This is a genomic window from Okeania sp. SIO2C9 (genome assembly GCF_010672455.1).
In the GTDB taxonomy this organism is placed as follows: domain Bacteria; phylum Cyanobacteriota; class Cyanobacteriia; order Cyanobacteriales; family Microcoleaceae; genus Okeania.
This window is the reverse complement of sequence record NZ_JAAHGO010000095.1, coordinates 1-23,590: the sequence shown is the minus strand read 5'-3', so window position 1 is coordinate 23,590 and position 23,590 is coordinate 1. Positions and strand designations below refer to the sequence as shown.

The 23,590-nt window shown below is 36.1% G+C and carries 13 protein-coding genes and 3 pseudogenes; 8 read left to right on the top strand and 8 right to left on the bottom strand.

Features of this window, described 5'->3' with window-relative positions; translation table 11 throughout:
• Nucleotides 1–816 precede the first annotated feature (816 nt).
• The 8 genes and pseudogenes from F6K23_RS35475 to F6K23_RS35445 all read right to left on the bottom strand — a co-directional run bounded on the left by F6K23_RS35475 (nucleotide 817) and on the right by F6K23_RS35445 (nucleotide 11,817).
• Nucleotides 817–975, bottom strand: coding sequence for an NAD(P)-binding domain-containing protein (locus F6K23_RS35475; protein WP_293165184.1), 159 nt, complete (start codon nucleotides 973–975; stop codon nucleotides 817–819).
• A gap of 196 nt (nucleotides 976–1,171) precedes the next feature.
• Nucleotides 1,172–2,458 (bottom strand): phosphopyruvate hydratase, encoded by a 1,287-nt coding sequence (gene eno, locus F6K23_RS35470; protein WP_293165182.1) that lies wholly within the window; start codon nucleotides 2,456–2,458, stop codon nucleotides 1,172–1,174.
• Between the two features lie 368 nt (nucleotides 2,459–2,826).
• Nucleotides 2,827–3,282 (bottom strand): hypothetical protein, encoded by a 456-nt coding sequence (locus F6K23_RS35465; RefSeq protein WP_293165180.1) that lies wholly within the window; start codon nucleotides 3,280–3,282, stop codon nucleotides 2,827–2,829.
• A 940-nt stretch (nucleotides 3,283–4,222) separates the two neighbouring features.
• Nucleotides 4,223–4,297, bottom strand: a pseudogene (locus tag F6K23_RS42460) (hypothetical protein); the annotation flags it as partial.
• 1,286 nt (nucleotides 4,298–5,583) lie between these two features.
• On the bottom strand, nucleotides 5,584–6,831 hold the full coding sequence (locus F6K23_RS35460; protein WP_293165178.1) for an FtsX-like permease family protein: 1,248 nt from the start codon (nucleotides 6,829–6,831) through the stop codon (nucleotides 5,584–5,586).
• A 392-nt stretch (nucleotides 6,832–7,223) separates the two neighbouring features.
• Nucleotides 7,224–8,294 carry a polysaccharide deacetylase family protein gene (locus F6K23_RS35455; RefSeq protein WP_293165177.1) on the bottom strand — a complete coding sequence of 357 codons (1,071 nt, stop codon included), beginning with the start codon at nucleotides 8,292–8,294 and terminating at the stop codon, nucleotides 7,224–7,226.
• Between the two features lie 215 nt (nucleotides 8,295–8,509).
• Nucleotides 8,510–10,075, bottom strand: coding sequence for a bifunctional pantoate--beta-alanine ligase/(d)CMP kinase (locus tag F6K23_RS35450; protein ID WP_293165175.1), 1,566 nt, complete (start codon nucleotides 10,073–10,075; stop codon nucleotides 8,510–8,512).
• Between the two features lie 704 nt (nucleotides 10,076–10,779).
• Nucleotides 10,780–11,817: a septal ring lytic transglycosylase RlpA family protein gene (locus F6K23_RS35445; RefSeq protein WP_293165173.1), complete on the bottom strand. Its 1,038-nt coding sequence runs from the start codon at nucleotides 11,815–11,817 to the stop codon at nucleotides 10,780–10,782.
• A gap of 302 nt (nucleotides 11,818–12,119) precedes the next feature.
• Between F6K23_RS35445 and F6K23_RS35440 the strand changes: the two genes are divergently transcribed.
• The 8 genes and pseudogenes from F6K23_RS35440 (at nucleotide 12,120) to F6K23_RS35405 (ending at nucleotide 23,390) form a co-directional block, all read left to right on the top strand.
• Nucleotides 12,120–13,388, top strand: coding sequence for an RNA-guided endonuclease InsQ/TnpB family protein (locus F6K23_RS35440; RefSeq protein ID WP_367267913.1), 1,269 nt, complete (start codon nucleotides 12,120–12,122; stop codon nucleotides 13,386–13,388).
• A gap of 210 nt (nucleotides 13,389–13,598) precedes the next feature.
• Nucleotides 13,599–14,594 (top strand): phosphoribosylformylglycinamidine cyclo-ligase, encoded by a 996-nt coding sequence (purM, locus tag F6K23_RS35435; RefSeq protein ID WP_293165201.1) that lies wholly within the window; start codon nucleotides 13,599–13,601, stop codon nucleotides 14,592–14,594.
• A 632-nt stretch (nucleotides 14,595–15,226) separates the two neighbouring features.
• Nucleotides 15,227–16,585, top strand: a pseudogene (locus F6K23_RS35430) (IS701 family transposase).
• Nucleotides 16,586–16,756: 171 nt separating this feature from the next.
• Nucleotides 16,757–18,538, top strand: coding sequence for an AarF/ABC1/UbiB kinase family protein (locus tag F6K23_RS35425; RefSeq protein WP_293165169.1), 1,782 nt, complete (start codon nucleotides 16,757–16,759; stop codon nucleotides 18,536–18,538).
• Nucleotides 18,539–18,734: 196 nt separating this feature from the next.
• Nucleotides 18,735–20,114: a hypothetical protein gene (locus F6K23_RS35420; protein ID WP_293165167.1), complete on the top strand. Its 1,380-nt coding sequence runs from the start codon at nucleotides 18,735–18,737 to the stop codon at nucleotides 20,112–20,114.
• A 449-nt stretch (nucleotides 20,115–20,563) separates the two neighbouring features.
• On the top strand, nucleotides 20,564–21,973 hold the full coding sequence (locus F6K23_RS35415; RefSeq protein ID WP_293165165.1) for a hypothetical protein: 1,410 nt from the start codon (nucleotides 20,564–20,566) through the stop codon (nucleotides 21,971–21,973).
• A gap of 86 nt (nucleotides 21,974–22,059) precedes the next feature.
• Nucleotides 22,060–22,458: pseudogene (locus F6K23_RS35410) on the top strand (RNA-guided endonuclease InsQ/TnpB family protein); the annotation flags it as partial.
• 479 nt (nucleotides 22,459–22,937) lie between these two features.
• Nucleotides 22,938–23,390 (top strand): lipocalin-like domain-containing protein, encoded by a 453-nt coding sequence (locus F6K23_RS35405; protein ID WP_293165163.1) that lies wholly within the window; start codon nucleotides 22,938–22,940, stop codon nucleotides 23,388–23,390.
• Nucleotides 23,391–23,590 lie beyond the last annotated feature (200 nt).

The following is a 23,590-nucleotide window of genomic DNA, read 5'->3' as shown; positions in this document are numbered from 1 at the left end:
ACTGATTTTTTGGGAGACTAGCTTTGGTATTGTTTTGAAGAGTACTAGCATACTTTTTTTACACTAGCAGTGGGTTCTCATTTTTTTGTTTCACAGCTTTAGTAATCTGCGGTATATCTACCCACTACAAGTTATAAAGATTCAAATACTTGCTACATCTTCCTCTTTCACAGAGAATTGTGGGTATCTTCTGTAGCATGATTTTTCGTCTTTAAATACAATAACTAATATTTTCATAATTTTTGATTCACTATCAGTTACTAATATATTGCTTCCCTTAGTCGTACCAAACTTTAGGGTTTTGTTCGCCCTTAACTGCTTTCTACTATGAGGGAGAAATAGTTGAACTAGCTAGCTATCAATTTTTAGGATTCATTTATCAGCTAAAATCACTCGCGCTTAATACCCGGACTATATTTTTCTTCATTAGTTAGTGGTACTGGTGGTAGCGACGGGGATGTAATACCTACTCTACTATCTCCCCTGGGACTTGCTTGCAAATGATTGCTATTGGCGATGTTCTTGTGCTAGTAATATGTTGACTGCTATTTCAATTTTTTTTACCTAGCTTTACTTGCTGAATGCTATCTTGTTACATCAGATTTTAATTGTATTGAGTATTCAATACTTTGCTGAAAAGAGAGCATAAGGCAAGCAGGTTGTCAACAGATAACTTTTTCATAGCTAATTTTCCCTATTTAATATGACAAAGGGCTTCATCTTGATAGTTTTTTTAGTTATTTCAAGCATTGCATTAATTTAGCTAAATTTTCGCCTTCTATTATTATATGTATATAGAATAGAATATCATACTTTCTAGATTACGCTACTTACGCCTGTCGCGATCGCTGGTTCTGTTGCTTTTTTATCTATTTTATCTACTTTCGTCCGGTTGAATTTGTCAAGTAGTTTGAATATGATTGGACAGCCCATTGTACCTGTGCCAATGAATGAAACTTTAGTTTGATTTATCATCAAAAACTTTCCTGATTTAAGGATGTAACAACTTTAACAGTTTCAAGTTTAGTTGAGAAAGTAACTATCGTCAACAGTCAACTTTTGGCTTAATTGCTGATAAATGGGAAGAAACTCTGGTATTACCCCATTTGAGTTTCTATCCCTAATAGTTTTCCTATTGTTGCTTAGTTTTTGATGGTATTAGACCACTAACCTAATTTCGGCCTTTTGGTCCTAAACCTACTGTACCTGCATAGATGGCACGATCGCCTAACTCATCTTCGATCCGTAACAGTCGATTATACTTAGCTACTCGTTCGCTACGACAGAGGGAACCTGTTTTGATTTGACCTGCTCGTGTTCCTACTGCCAAGTCAGCAATAGTTGTATCTTCTGTTTCTCCCGAACGGTGACTGATCACTGAGCGGAAACCATTCCGAGTTGCTAAGTCAATAGTTTCTAAAGTTTCAGTCAGGGAACCGATCTGGTTAAGTTTAATTAAAATTGAGTTACCAGCACTCATATCAATGCCTTTTTGTAAACGAGAGGGATTAGTAACAAATAAGTCATCTCCCACTAATTGGATTTTGCTACTTAGCTTTTGGGTTAGCTGTACCCAACTGTCCCAGTCGTCTTCATGTAGGCCATCTTCTATGGAGACAATGGGATATCGATCGACTAAACTAGCTAAATAATCAATCAACTCAGTAGGAGAATGAGTTGCGCCGTCGTAAATATAATTACCATCTTTGTAAAATTCGCTAGCAGCTACGTCTAGAGCAAGAGCTACTTGTTCCCCAGGTTTGTAACCAGCTTTTTCTATAGCTGTGATTAGTATATCTAATGCTTCTTGATTTGATCCTAAGTTGGGAGCATAACCACCTTCGTCTCCTACTCCACCTAGTAAACCTTTGTCTTTGAGAACTCCACTGAGGGTGGCGAAGACTTCTGCACCCCAGCGCAATGCTTCTTTAAATGAGGGTGCACCTACAGGTACGATCATAAATTCTTGAATGTCTACGTTATTAGCAGCGTGAGCACCACCATTGATCACATTCATTAAAGGTACTGGTAGCAGACTTGCTTGTGGTCCACCTAAATAGCGGTACAGTGGCATTCCCACGGCATTAGCGGCCGCTTTCGCAGTGGCTAGGGAGACAGCGAGAATGGCATTAGCACCTAAGTTACTTTTATTGGGGGAGCTGTCTGTTTCAATCATTTTGCTGTCAACTGAGGTTTGGTTGAGAGCATTGATTTTTAGTAGGGCAGGGGTAATTTTTTCTTCAACGTTTTTTACTGCTGTGAGTACCCCTTTACCGCCGTAGCGTCCTTTATCCCCATCCCGAAGTTCGTGGGCTTCAAAGCTACCTGTAGATGCACCACTAGGCACTTGGGCCAGTCCAACTATACCGTTGGCTAGTTGGACTTCCGCTTCTATTGTTGGACGACCACGGGAGTCGAGAATTTCTCTAGCGTGGATTGATTCAATACTTGTCTCCATATTTTTTCTTCCTTATTCTGTCAAATTTAATGGTATTGGCTAAATGCTAATTACGGGTTTCTTACGCTATGGGGAGCCGTCTTTGTAGACCCGAATTAGCAAAATTTAGCATTTCCACTGACAGAATAAAGGTTAATGCTGCTTTTGAGCTAGATATTCAAAATGTTTAATAATTTTATTAATTCTCTTGGCGTATCACTAATAAAAACTAGATATAAGCTTTTTTTAGATTTTTTTAATAATTTTCTAGAATTAAGGGTATATTTCATAATTTCATCTGGATATTTTCAGTAAAGATTAGAGTATAAATAATTTTAACAAGTTATAAATTTAACTTATAGTAATTATTTAATTTTTTGAAGTTAGGATTAGGCAGATTTGGGATTAAAGCTAATGGCCGATGCCCAACTTTGAAAATCTGGCGCTACACGAATTAATTTTTTATGAATTTCATCTGTCACCCACAATACCAATGGAAAGTGAAAGTTTTGGAATTTATTTCTGAGTAGGTTAGCTGCTATTAATAATCTATCTAGAGTATTAACTGATTCTAAACTCTTAATCATCAAAGCTTTTGGGGAAATCGAGCCTAAATTTTGGTTGATACTAGAGTAAAGCGTATCAGTAGAGTGGTCTAATGCTAATTCTTGGTATTCTACAGGATATTCTTGTTTAAGTTTTTCGAGGATCTGTTCTCTTAATTCTGGAGAATTACAACGGACTAAAATTAGGGAAAAATCACCCTCAGACATTGTTAAAGCCCTAGCTAATTTTATGAGTGATCGCTCGTTATATTCGACTTTATTTTTGTTTATCTTAGACATTTTTAGTATGTTCTAAATTTTATATTTAAACTATCTAAATTATTTGATTATTTACATATACCAGTAATTGTATGGTAAAAATATTGATTTGCATGTAGGGGTTTTACTCAGCATTATGGGGTGGATTTTGTTCTGTATCACTAAGTAATAGTCACTCTGCTCAAAGCCAATAATAGTTTTTGTAACATTTTATTCAAAAATTAGTTGTATTTACTGAAACTTTTTCATAGATTGAATTTAAAATAATACATTTAATCTTCAATAAAATCACTTAATATTGTACTCATATCAAAATTATGAGTTTTAGTTGAATATTAATGATGAGTTAAGTTATCAAAATATACTTTTTTTTGACTATAAAAAAATAATTTAATGGTTTTATTTATGCTATTTTATTTGCATAAATAACTATATAAATTTAGAAAAGTTTTGCTGTAAATCAAAAAGAACATATGTATTTTGATTTTTTTTGCTAAAAAAACACTTGATTTGCTTTAGGTAGTATACTTTTTATAGGGAGAGAAAAAATAGGATAGCTGTTGTTTTTGCCAGGTAAAGAAGGGAGAAAGTAGTAAAGATTAAGACGACGCATGAAAAACTACTTTTTGATCAGCAGATTTGGTATCAGGAAGATTTAACTGCTTTTTGAATCAAAGAATAAAAGTATAAAAACTTAATACCAAGTTAATATAAAGTTGCATAGAATAATATTTTAATCAGAGTTAAATGTAGAGCTAGGCAGACAAGTTAATAAATTTCATAATTCTGTGGAGTCTCACATAATATTGGTATAACACCTAACACCTAACACCTAGCACTTAATTCTGTAGAGTCTCACATAATATTGGTATAACGGCAGAAAAAAAATTAGTAGCCATGAAGATGGTTACTTATAGAAAGATCAAAAGTTATACCAAATTCAAAAAAGTATGGCCATAGTCTAGGAGAAGGGAACAAGGACTAGTTCAATAATGGATAATTGATAATTACCTCTCCCTAAAAGGAAGAGGATTGACCAACTCCGAAAAAATTTATTTTTTTCCCCTTGAAAGGGGAGACTTCAAGGCGCGAATTATTGAATTATTGAATTATTGAATTATTAATTTTTCGGTAACGCGCATCTCGGAACAGAGTTCTATCACTAATTAGGGTTTGCGCTTCACTAGTCTTATGGGTGAGGGAGGAGACAGGAGACAGGAGAAATGGGAATGAGCGAGGAGGTAGGAGTAAGCAATTGTAAGAGTGATTTTTCTACCCAACTATGCGCCTAAAATACGCTCCTTTTTGAGCGTGAATAGCTGAAAACTAGGGACTTTTGAAAGACCCCAAAAAGGCTAAAACCTTGATCTGTAAATACTTTTAGATTTAATCGGCAAGCCCTAATTATCCGGACTTGATATAATTCAACAATGAATAATGAATAATTACCTCTCCATGAATTGAAGAGGATTGACAAATTCATGAAAATTTTTCTTCACAGGAGTCGATGGTCGGACAGCTCCGAGACCTCGCCATCCCATCCTAGGTCATGCTGCGCAAACGACCGCTTATTATCCCCTATCCAAGGGGAGGCGCATACCCACAATTTTTCGGTAAAGAGATTTGCGCTCCTGTTAATTCTTAGCTCCTGACTCCTCCTTTTGCAACAGCCACTATAAAAAGGTAGTGCTGCATAGTAGTGGTAAGATAATTTAAGGATAGAATCAAAAGTTTTTTGATAGTTAGATAATATTGCTAAGACTTGGGAAAAAACTTATTGTTGCTCGGAAGTGATAGAATCGTTATGATTAACTTTATCTCAACGTTGGCAGAAGACCTGCGCTCTCAGGTCACCGGAGCGTCGGGATGAATGCCAATCAATATTGCGGTTTCACATATTATCTGTTGGGTTCTATAGTAATTATTTTGGTCAAAAAAACAGAAGTGGAAGCATCTTCCTCCCTTATAGCGCCACCTGCAAGTCAGATAGGGGAACACTGGAATTGGTCAAATACAGAAGTAATCGACTGAGGAGAGAGCATTTATAAATTTCCTAACCTTTGCCTTTACTACTTTACTAGGCGTTGTTCATTCCCATATATAGCAATGAGCGCTGGTATATTTACAAATTGCAGGAGAGACCAAATAGCTAAAAGTCTTATATTATCGGCAATTTATTCTCCCTGTTGCCTGTTGCCTGTTGCCTGTTGCCTGCGCACAGCGCTATACCATTACGTGACCAGGACTACTAAACCTAAACCCTAACACCTACAACCTTCTTCAAACCAACTTGCGATCAACAACTGATGAAATTGTTGATTTCTAAGCTTTAAATACAATTGCAGGATCGATACGAGTTACTTTTTGAATGGCAAAGAAAGCTGATCCGACACACATAAAAACAGTTATACCTAACACTCCAAGTGCAGACAAAGGTGTAATCAAAATAATAATTCCTTTACCTGCCACCCAACTACTCAATCCTAAACACACCAACATCCCAGGGAGATAACCTAAAACTGCCATCCAAATTGCCTGCTCCACAATTACTGCATACAACTCCTTATCAGATGCACCCATGGCCTTGAGAGTACCAAACTCCTTCAGGTGGTCAGACACAGATGAATACAAAATCTGTGCAACCACTACTATGCCTACAATTACACCTACTACTGCACCCATTCCTAAAACTAGACCAATATTTGTTCGTGCCAACCAAAAAAATCTGGTTTTTTCAGATAATTCATTTTTAGTGTAAGCATTAGTAGATGGCATCGCCTCTTCTATTTTTTGTTTTAATACTTGTAAATCTTCACCTGGTTTAGCTTTAATTAATATATAGGCGATCGGATCTGCTACTTCTAAATTTTTTGGTGCTGGTGTTTCTTCCAACTTTTGATTAGGGTCTTTTTTTTCTACTACTTTTGTACATTGGAGATTTCCTGCTCCTACAACTTTGCAGTTAACTTCGGCGTTAATACCTGCGCTAATATATGTGTTAGCGTTTTCTAGGGATGTAAATAATAGGGTACTTGATACAATTGACTGAGTACCTTTGGTAACTGCGACTAATTTTGCTGGTAGAGAACCTGCGATCGCCGTTGTTCCTACTCCTTCTGCAAGCATACTCGATAATCTACTTTGGTCGGCCATCACAGCGAATGGTTGTTTTAGGTCGCTGACGTTACCTTCAATGACACTTCCTGGGTTGAATAGTTGTCCATCTGGGTTAAATCCAACCACCATTAATGGACTCATTTCTCCATTCTGAGGCCGCCATCTTACAGACCCTAAAATTAAAGCTTCTGCTTGTTGGATACCTTCTATTGTTTTAGCTTGATTCAATTGACCGTAAAGTAGGGGGTCTGTCAGCTCAAAGTTGACCATTTGATTAGAGGCGATCCAAATATCTGCATTGGATTTATCTATTAGTAGGGTTGTGGAACGAGCAAACCCATTTAATATGCCTGTTTGAATTGTCACTAAGCTGACTGCAAATAATATTCCTGCTTGGGCTACTATAAATCGAGGAATATCTTCTAATAAATTTTTGCGAGCTATGGAAGCCATTTTGTTTTGGTCAAAGGTACTAAATAGGGTTTGCGTATGGAAAGTCTTTTTGTTGGGGTAGGAGACAGGAGACAGGAGACAGGAGACAGGAGGAACGGGGAATTTAAAGGAGGTAGGAGTAAGAATTGTTCCAAGATTTTTCTGCCCAACTATGCGACTAAAATACTAACTTTTGAGCTTTTTCCGCTGAAAAGTTGGCACTTTTTTAGACAAAAAAATCCTAAAACCTTTATCTGTCAATGCTTTGATATTTAATCAGCAAGCTTTAAATAGATGGGTTAATCAAATAATTAATAATTAATAATTAAGAGTTGATAGTTAATAATTATTCATTTTAGCCAATCCTTTTCTTGATAAAAAGAGGTAATTATTAATTATTAATTGTTGAAAGTTTACTCCTTGTTTGTCTGCTCCTTGTTCTCTTGTGCATTTGTTTCTTGCTTTTTAATTTCTCTTTTTTTTGCTAACTCTTCCTGATGTAGCTCTCTATCTTTAATTGTTAGTAATTCTGGTATGGTCACAAATTCATAACCTTGTTTTTTCAAGCCAGCAATAATATTGGGTAGAGCTTCAACAACGTGACCTCTTGGGCCACCGCCATCATGTAGTAAGACAATTCCACCATTGCTGGCTTTATTCAAAACTTTTTTCGTAATTTTTTGGGCTGACCTGTAATACCAGTCTACAGAATCAGCAGACCATAAGACTACAGTGTGTTTCCGTTCTTTGGCGTAGTCGGCTAAACCATTAACCAGGACACCTCCTGGAGGACGAAATAGGTTGGTAGTCCTACCTGTGATTTTATATATGAGGTCTGCTGTACGTCCAATTTCGCTTTTGATCCGGTCTGGACTCATTTTACTCTTTTTAGAAGGGTGGTTCCATGTGTGGTTAGCAATAACGTGACCTTCTTCTACAATTTTTTTGCCTATTTCTTGACGTACATTTAAATGTTGGCCGACTACGAAAAAAGTTGCTCGAATATTATGTTTTTTGAGAATATCTAATATTTGTTCTGTAGTGTTGTTCCACGGACCGTCGTCAAAGGTTAAGGAAATAACTTTTTGTTTGCTATTAAGAGTAACATCTTTAACTGTTTGACTTTGGAATCTTTTGGGGACACTAAAATTAAAGGTTTTTAATTCTAATTCCCTCAGTTGTTGTTTAGTATTATTAATTTTTTTGGCAACAACAGAACTAATTTTAATTACTTCTAATGGAGTTTCTTTGTTATTTGCTGACTGATTTATTTGTTTTGTATTTGTTGGTATTTTATTTGTATTTGTTGCTATTTTAACTGTATTTGTATTTGTTGCTGTTTTAACTGTAGTTGCTTTTGTATTTGTTTGTTGATTTGTCCAGATTTCCATGGGCAATAACATTCCAATTAAGAAACTTCCACTAGCAGCTATTACTGTTGCTAAAGATTTTCCTTGTCTGGATAGTGAACCTAAGTTTGTCATATTTATCCTACACACCTTTGTGATTTTCTGAAATGATTCAGTAATTTTGTCAAGTTAAAATTTTTGAGTTTTTAGGCGGTTTAACTATTATTATTATTCAGGAATAATAGCTATTCTTAAAAATATTTTTCTCAATAAAAATAATATACTTGATTTTCCTCCTGAGTTTTCTCTCACTAATCTTAATCTACTCAGTATTTTCCGGATTAATTGAACTATAGTTGTGGATTTTTTTGTGTGTAAATATCTACAATTTTCTGAGTAACTTCAGCTATGCTTAAACCATCGGTACTAATTTCTATAGCATCTGGAGCTTTTCGTAAGGGAGAAATTTTCCGGTTAGCATCTTTTTGGTCTCGTTGAATAATATCTTTTTTTACCTGTTCTAAACTGATATTAGTTTGACCTTTTTGTTGTAACTCTAGCAGTCGTCGTCGCGATCGCTCTTCCACAGAAGCTGTTAAAAAAATCTTTAGTTCAGCATTGGGAAATACATGAGTACCAATATCTCGTCCTTCTGCTACTATTCCTCCTTTAGTTCCAAATTTTTGTTGTTGCTCTACCATAAAATACCTGACAGTTGCCTGAGCTGCAATAGCTGAAACATTATTTGTAACTTCTCTGCTCCGAATTGCTTTTGTCACATCCTGGCCATGAATAATGACATGGTTATTTTCAGGGCCATTAAAGCTAATCTGACATTGACTGACTAACTCTGCTATTTGGGGTTCATCTTCTACTGGGATACCAGCTTGTAATACCATCCATGTTACGGCTCGATACATTGCCCCGGTGTCCAAGTACAAAAGTCCTAATTGTTGCGCTACTAATTTGGTTACTGTTGATTTGCCCGCTCCAGCAGGACCATCAATAGCAATTATTGGTTTGCGGTTTCTCAAAAGTATATTATCTATTAAACGGCAAGATCCAATATGAGCAGCGATCGCTAATAAACCTATATGCTGAATATTTTCTAAAGGTTGTAAATTCTCTGGATTGACTATTTCTACATACTCTAGTTTTATAAATGGTAAAGTTGCCAATTGTTCCTGCACGGCATTTTTAATTTTTTCGACAATATTTGTTGCATTTCGATTTTCTAAAAATACTTTTCTACCATGACAAAGAGAGCTATATAATATGGCAGCTTGCTGTTTTTGTTCGATAGTTAAATATTGATTGCGAGAGCTAATAGCTAATCCTGAAGCTTCACGAATTATTGGACAAGAAATAATATTAACTGACAAACTGAGGTCTTTTACTAACCTTTGAATAATGGCTAATTGTTGAGCATCTTTTTGCCCAAAATAAGCATTATTGGGCTGAACTAAACTCAATAACTTAGTTACAATAGTCGCAATTCCTTGAAAAAAATCAGGTCTAGAAAGACTACACATAATTGATGTCATGCTAGATGGAGGAACAACTGTAGTTGTAGAATTTTGAGCATTAGTAGATAGCTCATTTTCCATACCCATCGTTTTAGGAGTGGGAGCAAAAATAATATCTACTCCTTCTTCTTCACATATTTTTTTATCTGCTTCTAACTGCCGAGGATATTTTTGGAAATCTTCAGTAGGAGAAAACTGTAAAGGATTAATAAAAATACTTACAACAGTAATTTGATTCTCTTCTTTAGCACGTTTAATTAAGCTTAAATGTCCTTTGTGTAAAGCTCCCATTGTTGGTACTAAACCAACAGTATATGGAGATTTGTTTAGATCGTTTTTCAATAAATTAAAGTAACATTGCAAAGCAGCAATAGTAGTAAATAGACGCATTTTTTATAAAATAGATGATAATTGGTAATGGGAACAGAAAGATTATTTTTTAGAAGAGAACAGAAGAAGACTATTATGATTTAGCAGTAAAAACATTACAGCACTTTTGCCGATCTCTGAACCACATCGTCACAACAAAAATTGTGTGTAAATGAATGGCCATTTTTTTCCTAAAGTAGTCTATAGAAATTAAAATCGCTGTAAAATCATATCTAATATTGATGAAGCTGAATATAACTAGAGCTTCTAAAAGCATTGCCCTACTTAAGTTTATTTTGTACAAATTCACATGAACTTGCCTCCCATTATCTATTACTAATTACCCAAGTAGTCAAGGAAAATTAATTGTATATTTGATTGTCACCTTAGAGGCTGTCTGTCAACAAATGTTCAAACACATAAGTGTATTTTATTCCCTGTTCGCTATTCCCTATTCCCTACTGACAAATGTTATAGCAGTTGAAGCAAAAGGCACGGACAATTCAAAAGTTTAAAACTCAGACAATGTAAGATTCTTCCTTTTTCCTTCTTCCTTCTTCCTTCTGCTATAAATTAATTTTGTACAAATACTTACAGTAATATAAAAAAAGGAGGAAAAGTCTATCTTTTCCCCCAAACTATTTATATAGACACTCTCACGAAACTATTAGAGTAACCACTCCTGTAATGAAAAATTCGTTAATCAGACTAAATAAATGCCAAAATTAAGACCCACGAGAATCAATAACTTCAACTTTTACAGGAGCAACTCCACTCTGAATCATACCTAAAATACGAGCAGCCGCAGCAGATAAATCAATAACTCTGCCTCGAATAAATGGGCCACGATCGTTAATCCTGACAACGACTGAACTACCATTATTGAGATTAGTCACTCGTACCTTTGTTCCAAAAGGCAGAGTTTTATGGGCTGCTGTCATAGCATATTGATTGTAACGCTCGCCACTGGCACTTAAGTTACCATGAAATCCAGGGCCGTACCAAGAAGCCCAACCTTGATATTGGAAAGTAATAGGTCCAACAGCTATTTTTTGTGGTTCTGGCTGTGGTTTTGGTTTTGGTTTACCCGTTATTTCTTTTAAAGGAGGAGCGTTATTAACTTGTCGTCTTAGACGGTTAGTTGCTTGTAGGGTATCTGTTGCTAAATCGTTGGTACTATCTGGAAGAATAGTTTGTTCATCTATTTTTACTAACTTTTGGTCATTGACCAGAATCATGTAGCTTTCAGTATCTGTGTCCCACTTAGCTGTAATCTCCAGATTAGGGTTTTCCTGCATTAGCTGATTTAGTTGGGAGGCAACTATTGATGCTCGCCACACAGGATCTTTTTGTGAGTTTGAATGAGAAGATTGAATAGTAGCTACTTTCACCGAAGAGTTTGAGTTAGACTCTGGACTAATATTATTTGCCTTCTGATCCTGAGAGTCAAGAAAAGTAAGAACTGGAATATTACGAACATAGAGAGTTGCAGCTTGACGACCAGTTAATTCATGGGCCAGAATTTCAGTAACAGTATTTTTCCCTTGTCCTGTGTTTAACTGGTATTCTCCAACTTTCAGCACATCTGCCTGCCTATTGGCAACAGTTTTCTGTAAGTTATCATTTGTTTCTAAGCTTCTATCTATTGGTTCATTCTTTATCAAAAGAATGTCTTCTTGAAGAGTATCTGCATAAGAGTAAGCTACACCTACACTAGAAAATATCAAGAAAGAAGTAAGGCCAGTCCAAATTTTGTGCTTCATAAACCTATTTTTTTTAAGCAGCACTCGTTGAGTTGAATTTATCTGGGTGTGGTCTAGCCACTACTATTCCGGATAACTCAAACTCTTCGATGTTTAAGTATTATTAAGAGACTGCAATAGAGTATCACAAACTTTTCAGATTGGGAATCAAATTAGAAAAAAAATTTGGTTAATTTCATCGTAAAAATTTAGGAATGTGGGAAACCAGGCCGTTTTAACCCCTGGATGAAAACTAACTGATAGGTTTTAACCTGTCGTCTAAGTATTGCCTTTCATAACTATTTTCGCTATATTTATACTATATGGCGATAATAGTTGAAATGTATCTGACCCAAAATAACAAAATCAGGAACTTGTCCATTCAAGAGTTTAAAGCTCTCAGACAGTTGTGCAGATTATCCAAAAATATGTATAATGTAGGGCTTTACTCTGCGAGACAGTTTTATTTTGCAGAAGGTGGGTATCTCAGATACGAATCCAACTATCATTACTGCAAAGATAATGAAAATTACCAGCTACTTCAAACCGATATTGCACAACAAACATTAAAAGTTGTTGATAGGTCTTTTAGAGCTTTTTTCAACTTAATAAAAGCTGCCAATGAGAGGCTGTATCGCTTTGAACAAATACGATTGCCTAGATACTTAAATAAAGAGGGGTATTTTCCTTTAATTATACCTCGAATTATCGTCAAAGATGGATATTTTAAAATCCCAATGTCTAGGAAATTTAAGGCTGAGTATGGGGAAGTAAAAATCCCTTTTCCGGATAGATTAATAGATAAAAACCTAAAGGAAGTCAGGGTAATTCCTAGATATGATGCTAGGTTTTTTGAAGTAGAATTTATTACTGAAGTTGAACCACAACCAGCAAAAAAAACTGACAAAGCTTTAGCTATAGACCTTGGTTTAAATAATTTAGCTACCTGTGTATCAAATACTGGGTCGTCGTTCATTTTGGACGGCAGAAAACTTAAATCAATTAACCAGTGGTACAACAAGGAAAATGCTAGATTACAGTCATTAAAGGATAAACAAGGTATTAAAGGGTTGACCAAGAAACAGGTTAACATTACAGTCAATCGAAACAATAAAGTAAAGGATTATCTGAATAAAGCAGTTAGATATCTCATGAACTGGTGTAGTCAAAATCAAATATCTACTATTGTTGTAGGTGTTAATCCCGGAATCAAAAAAGATATCAATTTAGGTAAGAAAACAAACCAAAAATTTGTACAAATACCACACTATAGTTTGAGATTAAAGTTAAAAGCTATGTGTGAAAGATATGGATTAACTTATTTGGAACAAGAGGAGTCTTACACATCCAAGGCGAGTTTTTTGGATAGAGACAATATACCTGTAAATCAAGCTCATAATTCAACTGAATATAGTTTTAGTGGCAAAAGAATCAAACGTGGTTTGTACAAAACGAAGCAAAATAAATTGATTAATGCTGACTGCAATGGAGCAGCAAATATTGGATTAAAAAGTAAGCTGAATGGGTTTACCCCAGACAGACTAGAGGCATCTTTGACTATGCCATTAAGGGTTAAATTTGACGTGGATTGAACCCGGCAAATGTATTCTGCTTAATAATCCGCGTGGATTTATCTCGCGGAGTGTCAAACAGACAAGACTGATGGTAAACTTCTAAAGGTTAGACATCCTGACAAAAGTAGGGATTTATGAAATTGCCTTTGCAAGATCGAGAATCTTCATAAGTGGGTTTCTGAATCTTTTGTTGTCTAGCGCACAATCAAAGTTTTGGCCTAAGACATGATGGATTATAAACAAGCTGGTGTTGATGTTGAAGCGGGTCGTGAATTTGTAGATAATATCCGCAATATGGTTATTAGTACCCACCGACCAGAAGTTTTAGGAGGATTAGGTGGGTTTAGTGGGTTATTTGCTTTGCCAAGTGGTTACAAAGAACCTGTTTTGGTTTCTGGTACTGATGGTGTGGGCACAAAATTAAAACTGGCAAATACTCTTAATTGTCATCATACTGTTGGTATTGATTTGGTTGCGATGTGTGTCAATGATGTGTTGACATCGGGGGCGGAACCTCTATTTTTTTTGGATTATTTAGCAACAGGAAAATTGAATCAGCAACAGTTAACTGAAGTGGTTTATGGTATTGCTGAAGGATGTTGTTTAGCGGGGTGTGCTTTAATTGGAGGAGAGACTGCTGAAATGCCTGGTTTTTATCCACCTGGTGAGTACGACTTAGCTGGTTTTTGTGTGGGAATTGTGGAAAAAAGCTTGATTTTGGATTGCTCTCAGGTACAAGTGGGCGATGTGGCGATCGGGTTGGAAAGTAGTGGGGTTCATAGTAATGGTTTTAGTTTGGTGAGAAAGATTATAAGTGAAGGGAATATTTCTTTACAAGATTGCCCAGATGCTTTGGATAAAAAAAGTTTAGGAGAGGCGCTATTAACTCCAACAAAAATTTATGTTAAACCAATTTTAGGAGCGCAAAAAGCGGGTTTAGATATTCATGGTATGGCTCATATTACAGGTGGCGGTTTACCAGAAAATTTACCTCGTTGTTTGCCAGAAGGAATGTCTATTAATATTGATAGAAATAGTTGGGATATTCCTCCTATTTTTAAGTGGATATCTGAAGTTGGAAATGTTAAAGAAGAAGCGATGTTTAATACTTTTAATATGGGGATTGGTTTTGTGGTTTTAGTGTCGCCAAATCAGGCAGAAATAACGATTAATTGGTTTGCTTCTCAGGGAATCAAAGCTTATTTTCTAGGTGAAGTTAATTAGTTTTTGATAATGGATTGAGCAAAAATTAGGGAGAGATTTATTGATGAGAGAGTAGAGGATACCCAAGGTATTTATAAAATTATTGATGCTCTGTTATAGTCTATAGTCAGACTTATAATTTTAAATTACCTAAATTACCGAAATCTATCTAATTTTTTTATGAAAAAAATATAAACAACCAGTAAGTAATTACAATTATATTGGCATAATATAAATTGACACAAAAAATGAATTTTCTTATTGATATATGAATATCAACCTAATTAAAATGAGAGTTTAAGATTGCGACGGCAATATTTCATCTTAGTTTGCTAAATTTACGATGGTTAATGATGATTTATTTGAATAAAAATTGTCCTTGATTTGATAACTAAGTAAATAAGTATGAAATGAAAAATTAGTTAGCGATCGCTGCTGCATACAATATCTGATATCTGGAAATTTTTCCAAAATTATTAAATAGTTTTCACTATCTAGTTAATTAAATATTAATCATTATGATTGATATTACTTTAAAGGTGTGATTTTTCTATAGTTTGATAACGGGACTTTAGTGAAAAAATAGCAAAAAAAAGGGTATGATATATATCTGATATGTGTTTTACGTTAATTACTGGCCGGGGTAAAGTCTGATGAAAGAAACAATTTCAGTGGCCATGCCTCCTTGTTTCCATCGATGGTGCGATCGCTTTAACAACGTATTTAAGACAAAAGCTCAAAAAATAGGGTTTAGAGACTATATAGGAGGATTATTAGGAGAAAGTGAGAGGAAAAATCTGTCTCAAATTGCCAACAACACCTTAGGTCTGTCATACCACAAATTACGGCATTTCTTAGTTCGAGCAAATTGGTCTCCAGATGCTGTAAACGAGCGTCGTCTGCAACTGATGTGGGAGTGCCGTCAAACAAAACCTTCTCGTTCATTTGCTTTAATTATAGACGATTCAGGCCACAGAAAAAGCGCACCGCCTGCGCCGAGGTTTCCTCGGCGTAAAGACGGAGCAAGAAGTGGTAGTTTAACTGCAGGAGTAGGGCGACAATATATAGGAGAAATAGGAAAAACAGATAATGGTGTAGTTGTGGTTACAACTCATCTTGATGATGGAGTAAAAAGTCTACCTTTAGATATAGCTTTATATCAAAAAGCGGATTCTTTACCTTTAGGAAAAAAAGACCCAGAATTTGTTAAGAAACCAGACTTAGCAATGTCTCTAGTTGATCAATGTTTGTAAGCGAGGACATCGGCCAGAAATTGTGTTAATTGATGGGGGATATGGTAACAATACATCATTCTTGAATCAACTAGAGAAAAGAAATTTAACTTATATAGGAGGATTAGCTAAAAATCGTTTGCGTAGCATTCCGTAGGAAAAAGTAATCATCAAAAAACAGGATAATATTAAAGAAGAAATTAGATTAGACCAGCTAGCTGAAAGCATATCCCCAGAAGCTTTTAACTTAGTTCAACTAAGCACAAAAAATGAATCACGAAGTTTGGGTAGCCACATTAGAAGTACAACTATCTAGGATGTCAGGTCAAAAAACTATAGCTATCGTGATGAATGCTAAAAATTTTTATGAGGCCACTGATATTAACTATTATATCACTAATAGAGAAGACAAATGTGTAACTCCTGAGTGGATATATTCTACTTATTCTCAAAGAAATTGGGTGGAAGTTTTCTACAGGGAAGCCAAAGGATGGTTAGGACTAAGAGAATATCAAGTCAGAGATAAAATCAGCCTTAAAAGGCATTTTATTTTAGTCCGATCGTGCTTATACATTTATTATCTGACATCAGTTAACTGGAGGTATAAGAAGGCGTTGGGCTAACAAATCATTAAATACCTTTACTGATACTTTAGAAGCATTTCGTACAGCAATATCTTATCGTTTTGTTGAGTGGCTAGATGAAAACATAAACGTATTTACCGCTCATAAAGGGAGTTTGGGGTTTGTTTGGGCTTTAAATTTGCTAAAGTCCCGATAACTAAAAAGATGTGTATTCAATGAATTTTATATGTTTCAAATTATGAATATTTTTAATATTAATTCTGAGTAAAGTTTTGGATTTGAATCAAAAGAAAAAAAATCAACAGTGAAATGAAATAGTAAAGTACACAATTAATCAATAATTGCTTGGTATAGTTGAAAATAAAATATGATAAAGAAGAAATATATTCCTACCCCTATAATTGAGAAAAAAGACAGAAAAAAAGTCAAAATTGTGGAGAATCTTGAGGAACGTCGGTTATCAACCACTTATGTTATTTGGCGATTTATAGTTTATTTTTTAGGAATACAATATCGCAAGTTTACTGGTAAGTCAGATGTGCAAAAAACAGCCACCCAATTACGAGAAGTTTTTGAAGAGTTTGGTGGTTTTTGGGTAAAAGCAGGTCAGTTATTAGCACTAAGAAGCGACTTGTTTCCAGATGAGGTATGTGATGAATTAATTAAATTACAATATGAAGCTATAGGCTTTCCTTTTGATATAGCACGATCAACTATTGAATCAGAATTAGGCAAACCAATAGAAAAAATATTTGAGTTTTTTGATGAGCAACCTTTAGCTGCTGCATCTATTGGTCAAATTCATAGAGCAGTTTTGCGGAAGAAGAAAAAACTAATTCCTGTGGTGGTTAAGGTTCAACGCCCTGGTTTAGCAGAGTCTTTTAAGCGAGATTTGGATGTGATTAAGCTTTTTGTCAATGTGTTGATCACCTTGAATATTGGTAGTTATTTACGTTTAGATGAAGCTATTGCAGAACTGGAGAAAACTTTTAGAGAAGAGTTAGACTTCCGCTATGAAGCAACAAATGCTCGTAGGATGAAAAAAACGTTAAAAGAGCACAAGATATATGCTCCGAAAATTTACGATAAATATTCTAAACGTCGAGTTTTGGTAATGGAATTTATCGATGGTGTATTAATGGCGGATTATATTAAGACCTATCAACGCGATCGCGCCAAAGCAAGAAGATGGGCAGATGAAAATGATGTAGACCCCAAAAAAGTAGGCGAAGGCTTGTACTTATCATTATTGCGACAGATATATGAAGATAATCTCTATCATGGTGACCTACATCCAGGTAACATCATTTTGTTGCGTAAGAGCAAGTTTGTGCTAATTGACTTAGGAAGTACAGGTTCTCTGGAGAAAGAATTGAGAACAACATATTTGAAATACAATAATGCTTTATCACAGGGAGATTTTACCAAAGCTGCTGATTATGTTATACGGTTTGCTGTAGATGTACCCAAGGTGAATGTTTCTAAAGCACGGGTAGAGATAGCACAAGCAACTCAGAGTTGGGCAGATAGGTCAGGACTTAAGGGGTTATCGTATAAGGAAAAATCCCTGGGTGGAGCTACAGCTGAATTTTCCCAAGTTTTAGTTAAATATGGTATCCCCAGTAACTGGTCATTTCTGAAAGTTAGTCGGTCTCTTTTAACGTTAGATGGTTCGCTTCAGTATTTGTTACCAGATTTCAATTACTTCAATATTAGTAAAAAATATAATAAAGAATCGGAGCGTCGTGCTTTAATTCAAAGTCTGCGCCCTGAGAGTATTATGGCATCAATGAATAAGTTCTCAGAAACTGTTGGTGAGTATAACGATCTGATTGTACCTCAACTAAGACAGCGAACTCTACCTTTTGAGTTAACAGTTAATAGGTCTGCTATGACTTTGGCAGTGATTTTGCGTAGTTTGTCATCTGTATTGCTAATAGGTGGGTTTGGAACATTGTATGTCTTCCTCTATCAGCAATATTTTGAAATTATTCAACCGATTAATATTGAAGTTGTTGATGAAGTTGTGAGACAGTTGCCATATATACCATATTTAGAGTGGATAGGGGTATTAATTGCTGGGGGATTAACTTTCAGAGTTTTATTAGCTTGTGTAAATATTCTGGAGCGTAAGGAGTTTGGGAATTAGACAAGTCTATTAACTAGATAACAATAAAACGTAGTAAGATTTAAAATTACCCTTTGCTCAACACCTGTAGTATTGGGATAAAGCCCAATCTCAAGTGCAACATGAAAAACAAGCTGATTTGAGTATTTTTACTATTGGAAAAGTTTGAGATATAATTGTTAAGTCTACAGCTAGTTACCCTTACTTGGATTTGACTATGCCTCAATACAATAACCAACAACAAATCTTTTGCCTGAACTTTGCCTCTAATGTATCTGCTTTATATAGTCCTCTTTTTGGTAGTCAATCATACATACAAGAGAGAGCAACTGAAAGACTTTTAGCAGTTTTGTCAGATAGTGAGGTACAAAAATTAATTGGAGAATGGGAAGTAGTCTGGGGTCCAGCTATTTATCAATATGATGGCCAAGGACTAGACTCGAATGTTGCTGATAGTGCCATGTTCATAGCAAAAAGCAAAGATATAGCTGGTGAATGTGACCGCTACGTGATTGGTATTGCTGGGACGAATACTTATTCATGGCATGGTTGGTTTGTGCAGGACTTCTGGGTCAGCCAAACCAGGCTCTGGAATTACGGTCAGCCATGGAATTCCGATCCTAATGACCAAACAACACCAGGTATGCGAGTTGCTGCTGGTACCACTACAGGAATTCGTATTCTTTTTGAAGAGATGCAATCTGACCAGAAGTCTGTGCTAGATTACCTTAAGGATGTAACGAGTAGTGCTAGCAAGCCAATCTCAATTGCTATCTGTGGTCACAGCTTAGGAGGTGCTCTTTCACCTACCTTTGCTTTATCACTGGTGGCTCGGCGGTCGGAGTGGGACCCTGAAGGTAAGACAGTTATATCGGTTTCACCTTCGGCAGGAGCAACTCCCGGCAATCAGGAATTTGCTGAATATTATGACCTTAAGCTAGGTGGGACAACAGACCGCATTTGGACTAACCTTGACTTTGTGCCTAATGGGTGGGCACAAGATACGCTAGAATACGCTAGAACCTTTTATGTACCATACATTCAACCCAATGCGCTAATTAATGCGTTTATTGATTGGTGTCTGGAAATGAGTAACAAGAGTGGTGTGGAGTATAAGCATATACGCTCGCAGCAGGATGGTTTCCCCGGAGAGTATAACCCTGATGTTCCCAATGCTTTTACAGGTTTGTTTGTTAATATCCTCTCAAAACAGCTAGCAAAATTGATACTCTACAGTCTAGGGATTGAAAATCCACCTCCATACTTGATTGATGCCTTGAGTGATATCATCAAGCCATTAATTGAGGAGTTGATCGAAAAAAGCCAATCAGGCAAAAGTGCTTTGCCTGATCGACAAATTAATAAGATTGTCGAACCGTATGTAGAAAAGATCATAGAAAAATTGCAAACAGAGAAATTGATCTCAAACATTAAGGGGTCGAAAAACCATATAAACCTACTTATTAAAGGTCAAAATATCTTGGAGTTTACGAAGTATTTGTCCCAAGCTTTTTACCATCATGTGGATGCTTGCATTGAATATATGGGAACTACTGAGTTCATAGAGAGGATGAAAGTGATAATAGAAGCTTCATAGAGTCTATCATCAAGAGATCGTGGAAAGAAGCGTGAGGCCTTACTTAAGTATACATAGGGTTTGCTGGTTAAATCTAAAAGCATTGACAGATAAAGGTTGAGCGCATTTTTTAGTTTAAAAAAGTCCAAGCTTAATGGTCGTAATGGTTCAAAAAAGAGCGCATTTTAGGCGGCTTTGTTGCGCAGAATAATCAAGGGATTATTCTTCCTCCTACCTCCTCTATAATTCCCATTTCTCCTGTCTCCTGTCTCCTGTCTCCTGTCTCCTACCCTTACCCATAAGACTTTTGAGCGCAAACCCTACATAGACACTTTACTTGAAGGAAATTCAGATTTAGGCATGGTTAAAAAGTTTTTAAATCCCCTGTCTAAATCTCTTATTTTTTGCTATTGCAACAGTTGAGATATAATTGTTACAGTTATCAAAGTTATCCCTACTTAGATTTTACTATGGCTCAATACAATGACCGACAACAAATCTTTTGTCTGAGCATGATCTCTGCTGTATGTGGTTTGAATTTTACGACTGGTAGTCAACCAGAACTACAAGAGATAGCAACTAAAAGAACTCAAGCCGTTTTGTCAGATCCCGATCAACAAAAATTAATTGGAGAATGGGAAGTCGTCTGGGGTCCAGGTATTTATCAACATGATGGCCAAGGACTACTAGACTCGAATGTTGCTGATAGTGCCATGTACATGGCGAAATCTAAAGATAGTGGTGAATCTGACCGCTACATTATTGGTATTTCTGGGACTAATCTTGTATCATTGCATGGTTGGACTGTGCAGAACTTATCGGTCAGCACAACTAGACTCTGGAATAAAGGTCAACCATGGCATTCCGATCCTGAAGACCAAACAACACCAGGTATACGAGTTGCCGCTGGCTTCTGTGAAGGAATTCGTATTCTTTTTGAAGAGATGCAATATAACGAGCAGTCCTTGCTAGAGTACCTTAATCACCTAACGAGCAGTGCTAGTAAGCCACTCTCAATTACTATCTGTGGTCATAGTTTAGGAGCTGCTCTTTCACCTACCCTTGCCTTATCATTGATAGATCGGCGAGCAGAGTGGGACCCTAATGAGAAGGCAACTGTATGGGCTTCATTCTCGTCAGGGGCAAGTCCTGGTAATAAAGCATTTGCTCAAGATTATGACATGAAGCTAGATCAGAAAACAGACCGCATTTGGAGTGAGCTTGACTATGTGGCTAATACATGGGAAAAAGATATGATAGAAGGAACCCGAACCTTTTACGAACCATACATTAAACCCACTGCGCTAATTAATGCGTGGGTAGATTGGCTTTTGGACCAGAGTATAAGCAGTGGTGTGGAGTATAAGCATGTATGGTCACAGCAGGAAGGTTTCAACCTCGGGTATAACCCTGATGCTCTCAGTAGTTTTATTCAATTTATCTTTGATTTTTTTGGTTTGTCTCCAGAAGAACAAATAGCAAGTTCGCTCTCAGGAGTGGTAGCAAAAACGATACTCCACAATCTAGGGATTGAAAATCAATCTCGAAATTTGATTGATTCCTTGAGTCAGAGCTTGAAACCACTAATTAAGGAGTTATCCGAAAAAAGCCAATTAGGCAAAATTGCTTTACCTACAGGGGAAATTAAGAATATTGTCGAACCATATGTAGAACAGATAATAGAAAAATTGCAAACAGAGAAATCGATCTCAAATATTAAGGGGTCGAAAAACCATCTACGCCTACTTCTTTCAACTCTATTGGACTTTATAAAGTATATCTCGCAGGGTTTTTACCATCATTGGGATTCTTGTGTTGAATACTTAGAAGTTTCTGAGTTCATAGACAGGACCTATGAGATAATAAAAAGTACATCATAAAGAGTTTTGACTTAGTTGACAATTTACGTTATAAAGCAGTATAATAAGATAGTTTATATAGCAAGGGCGAAAATCACAATTGTCAACAAAAAAAAAGAGTCAAAGTAGCTAACATCCGTAAAGACACACTTCACAAATTGACAACATACTTAGCCAAAAACCACGGCAGTGTCTCAATTGAATATTTGAATGTTCGCGGAATGTTAGCGAACCATAAGCTAGCGAAATCAATAGCCGACCAAGGATTCTATGAATTTAGACGACAGCTAGAATATAAGTGTCAGTGGTACGGCTCGGAGTTAGTAGTAGTTGATAGGTTTTTCCCATCGTCAAAGACTTGCTCAAACTGCGGTCACGTTCAAGATATGCCATTAAGCTTAAGAACTTATGATTGCCCAGAGTGTGGGTTGTCAATAGATAGAGACTTAAACGCTAGTATAAATTTGAGAGATGCGGTCGGCTTGACCGTCAATGCCTGTGGATGAGTAACCGCCGACGGTAGGGACGTTGCATGCAACGTCCGTACAGCAGGAAGTAAACATTAAAATGTCACTTTTTATGACGTTTTATATCGGTTTTATGAAGCAGATAATGGAAAGAAGCGCCAGACTCTACTAAGTAATAGACATCTTTCTTGAAGGAAATCCAGAATTAGGTATGGTTAAAAAATTTTTAAATGCCCTACCTAAATCTCTTATAGAACCCCTAAGCGTATCTCTAAAAATTTAGGCGTTAGCGGAGCTTTGCATCAGCAATCGCTCTTATTACTTAACTTAAGTATATATCTTTTCCTCAAAATACATCTCCAATCATCAAAAATCAAATCAATTATCGTAGATAAATCATCAATTCTTTCCCTCTACTGCCTACAGCAAAGCTGCCTACTCCCTCTTTTCTGGAGAGAGCTAAAAGATACGGTTAGGGGTTCTATAGAAACCCGAATAGAAATAAGGAGAAATCAAAAATGGACTTTGTAGGAACCTGGAAACTGGTTGAAGTCAGCTCTGACAAAAATGTTTACCCATGGGGTGAACATCCTGAAGGATATCTTATATATACAGCAGATGGATATATGTCGGCCTCTATTATGAGGAGCGATCGCTGCCAGCTTGGACTATCATTGGAAGAGATGCAAGAACTGAGTAAGGGTGGTATCAGAACGTTAGTTAAAAATTTATTTGGATATATAAAAGGAATTTTGAGATACTTTCAGGCAGCCAAAGGCTACACGGCCTATACTGGCAGTTATGAGATTCAAGACAATAAAGTTATTCACCACGTTAAAGTTAGCTTAATTCCTGATTGGGTTGGCACAGTACAGGAGCGTACATTTAAATTTTTAGGAGATAAACTGATACTAACTGCACCTCCAGTAGGTGATGTATCTTATGTTCTTACTTGGCAACGTGTGAACTAGAGCGTCGGTTTATTAACTTGATAGTGAGGTTAGGAGTCAGGAGTCAGGAGTCAGAAGTCAGGATAAATGGGAGTTATATCATGTTCGGTTGAATAGTTATAAATAAAAATGGAGGAGTAATGAGTTATGAGTAATGAGTTATGAGTAATGAGTTATGAGGAGGGAATTTTAAGCTATAAATGAAGAGAAAGTTTTTTGCG

Excerpts from the sequence above, each read along its gene's own strand:
- F6K23_RS35455 (WP_293165177.1), bottom strand. The coding sequence starts at position 8,294 with ATGACAAACTTAGGTTCACTATCCAGACAAGGAAAATCTTTAGCAACA.
- F6K23_RS35425 (WP_293165169.1), top strand. The coding sequence starts at position 16,757 with ATGATAAAGAAGAAATATATTCCTACCCCTATAATTGAGAAAAAAGAC.
- purM (WP_293165201.1), top strand. The coding sequence starts at position 13,599 with ATGGATTATAAACAAGCTGGTGTTGATGTTGAAGCGGGTCGTGAATTT.
- F6K23_RS35405 (WP_293165163.1), top strand. The coding sequence starts at position 22,938 with ATGGACTTTGTAGGAACCTGGAAACTGGTTGAAGTCAGCTCTGACAAA.
- F6K23_RS35450 (WP_293165175.1), bottom strand. The coding sequence starts at position 10,075 with ATGCGTCTATTTACTACTATTGCTGCTTTGCAATGTTACTTTAATTTA.
- F6K23_RS35420 (WP_293165167.1), top strand. The coding sequence starts at position 18,735 with ATGCCTCAATACAATAACCAACAACAAATCTTTTGCCTGAACTTTGCC.
- eno (WP_293165182.1), bottom strand. The coding sequence starts at position 2,458 with ATGGAGACAAGTATTGAATCAATCCACGCTAGAGAAATTCTCGACTCC.
- F6K23_RS35445 (WP_293165173.1), bottom strand. The coding sequence starts at position 11,817 with ATGAAGCACAAAATTTGGACTGGCCTTACTTCTTTCTTGATATTTTCT.
- F6K23_RS35475 (WP_293165184.1), bottom strand. The coding sequence starts at position 975 with ATGATAAATCAAACTAAAGTTTCATTCATTGGCACAGGTACAATGGGC.
- F6K23_RS35415 (WP_293165165.1), top strand. The coding sequence starts at position 20,564 with ATGGCTCAATACAATGACCGACAACAAATCTTTTGTCTGAGCATGATC.
- F6K23_RS35460 (WP_293165178.1), bottom strand. The coding sequence starts at position 6,831 with ATGGCTTCCATAGCTCGCAAAAATTTATTAGAAGATATTCCTCGATTT.
- F6K23_RS35440 (WP_367267913.1), top strand. The coding sequence starts at position 12,120 with ATGGCGATAATAGTTGAAATGTATCTGACCCAAAATAACAAAATCAGG.
- F6K23_RS35465 (WP_293165180.1), bottom strand. The coding sequence starts at position 3,282 with ATGTCTAAGATAAACAAAAATAAAGTCGAATATAACGAGCGATCACTC.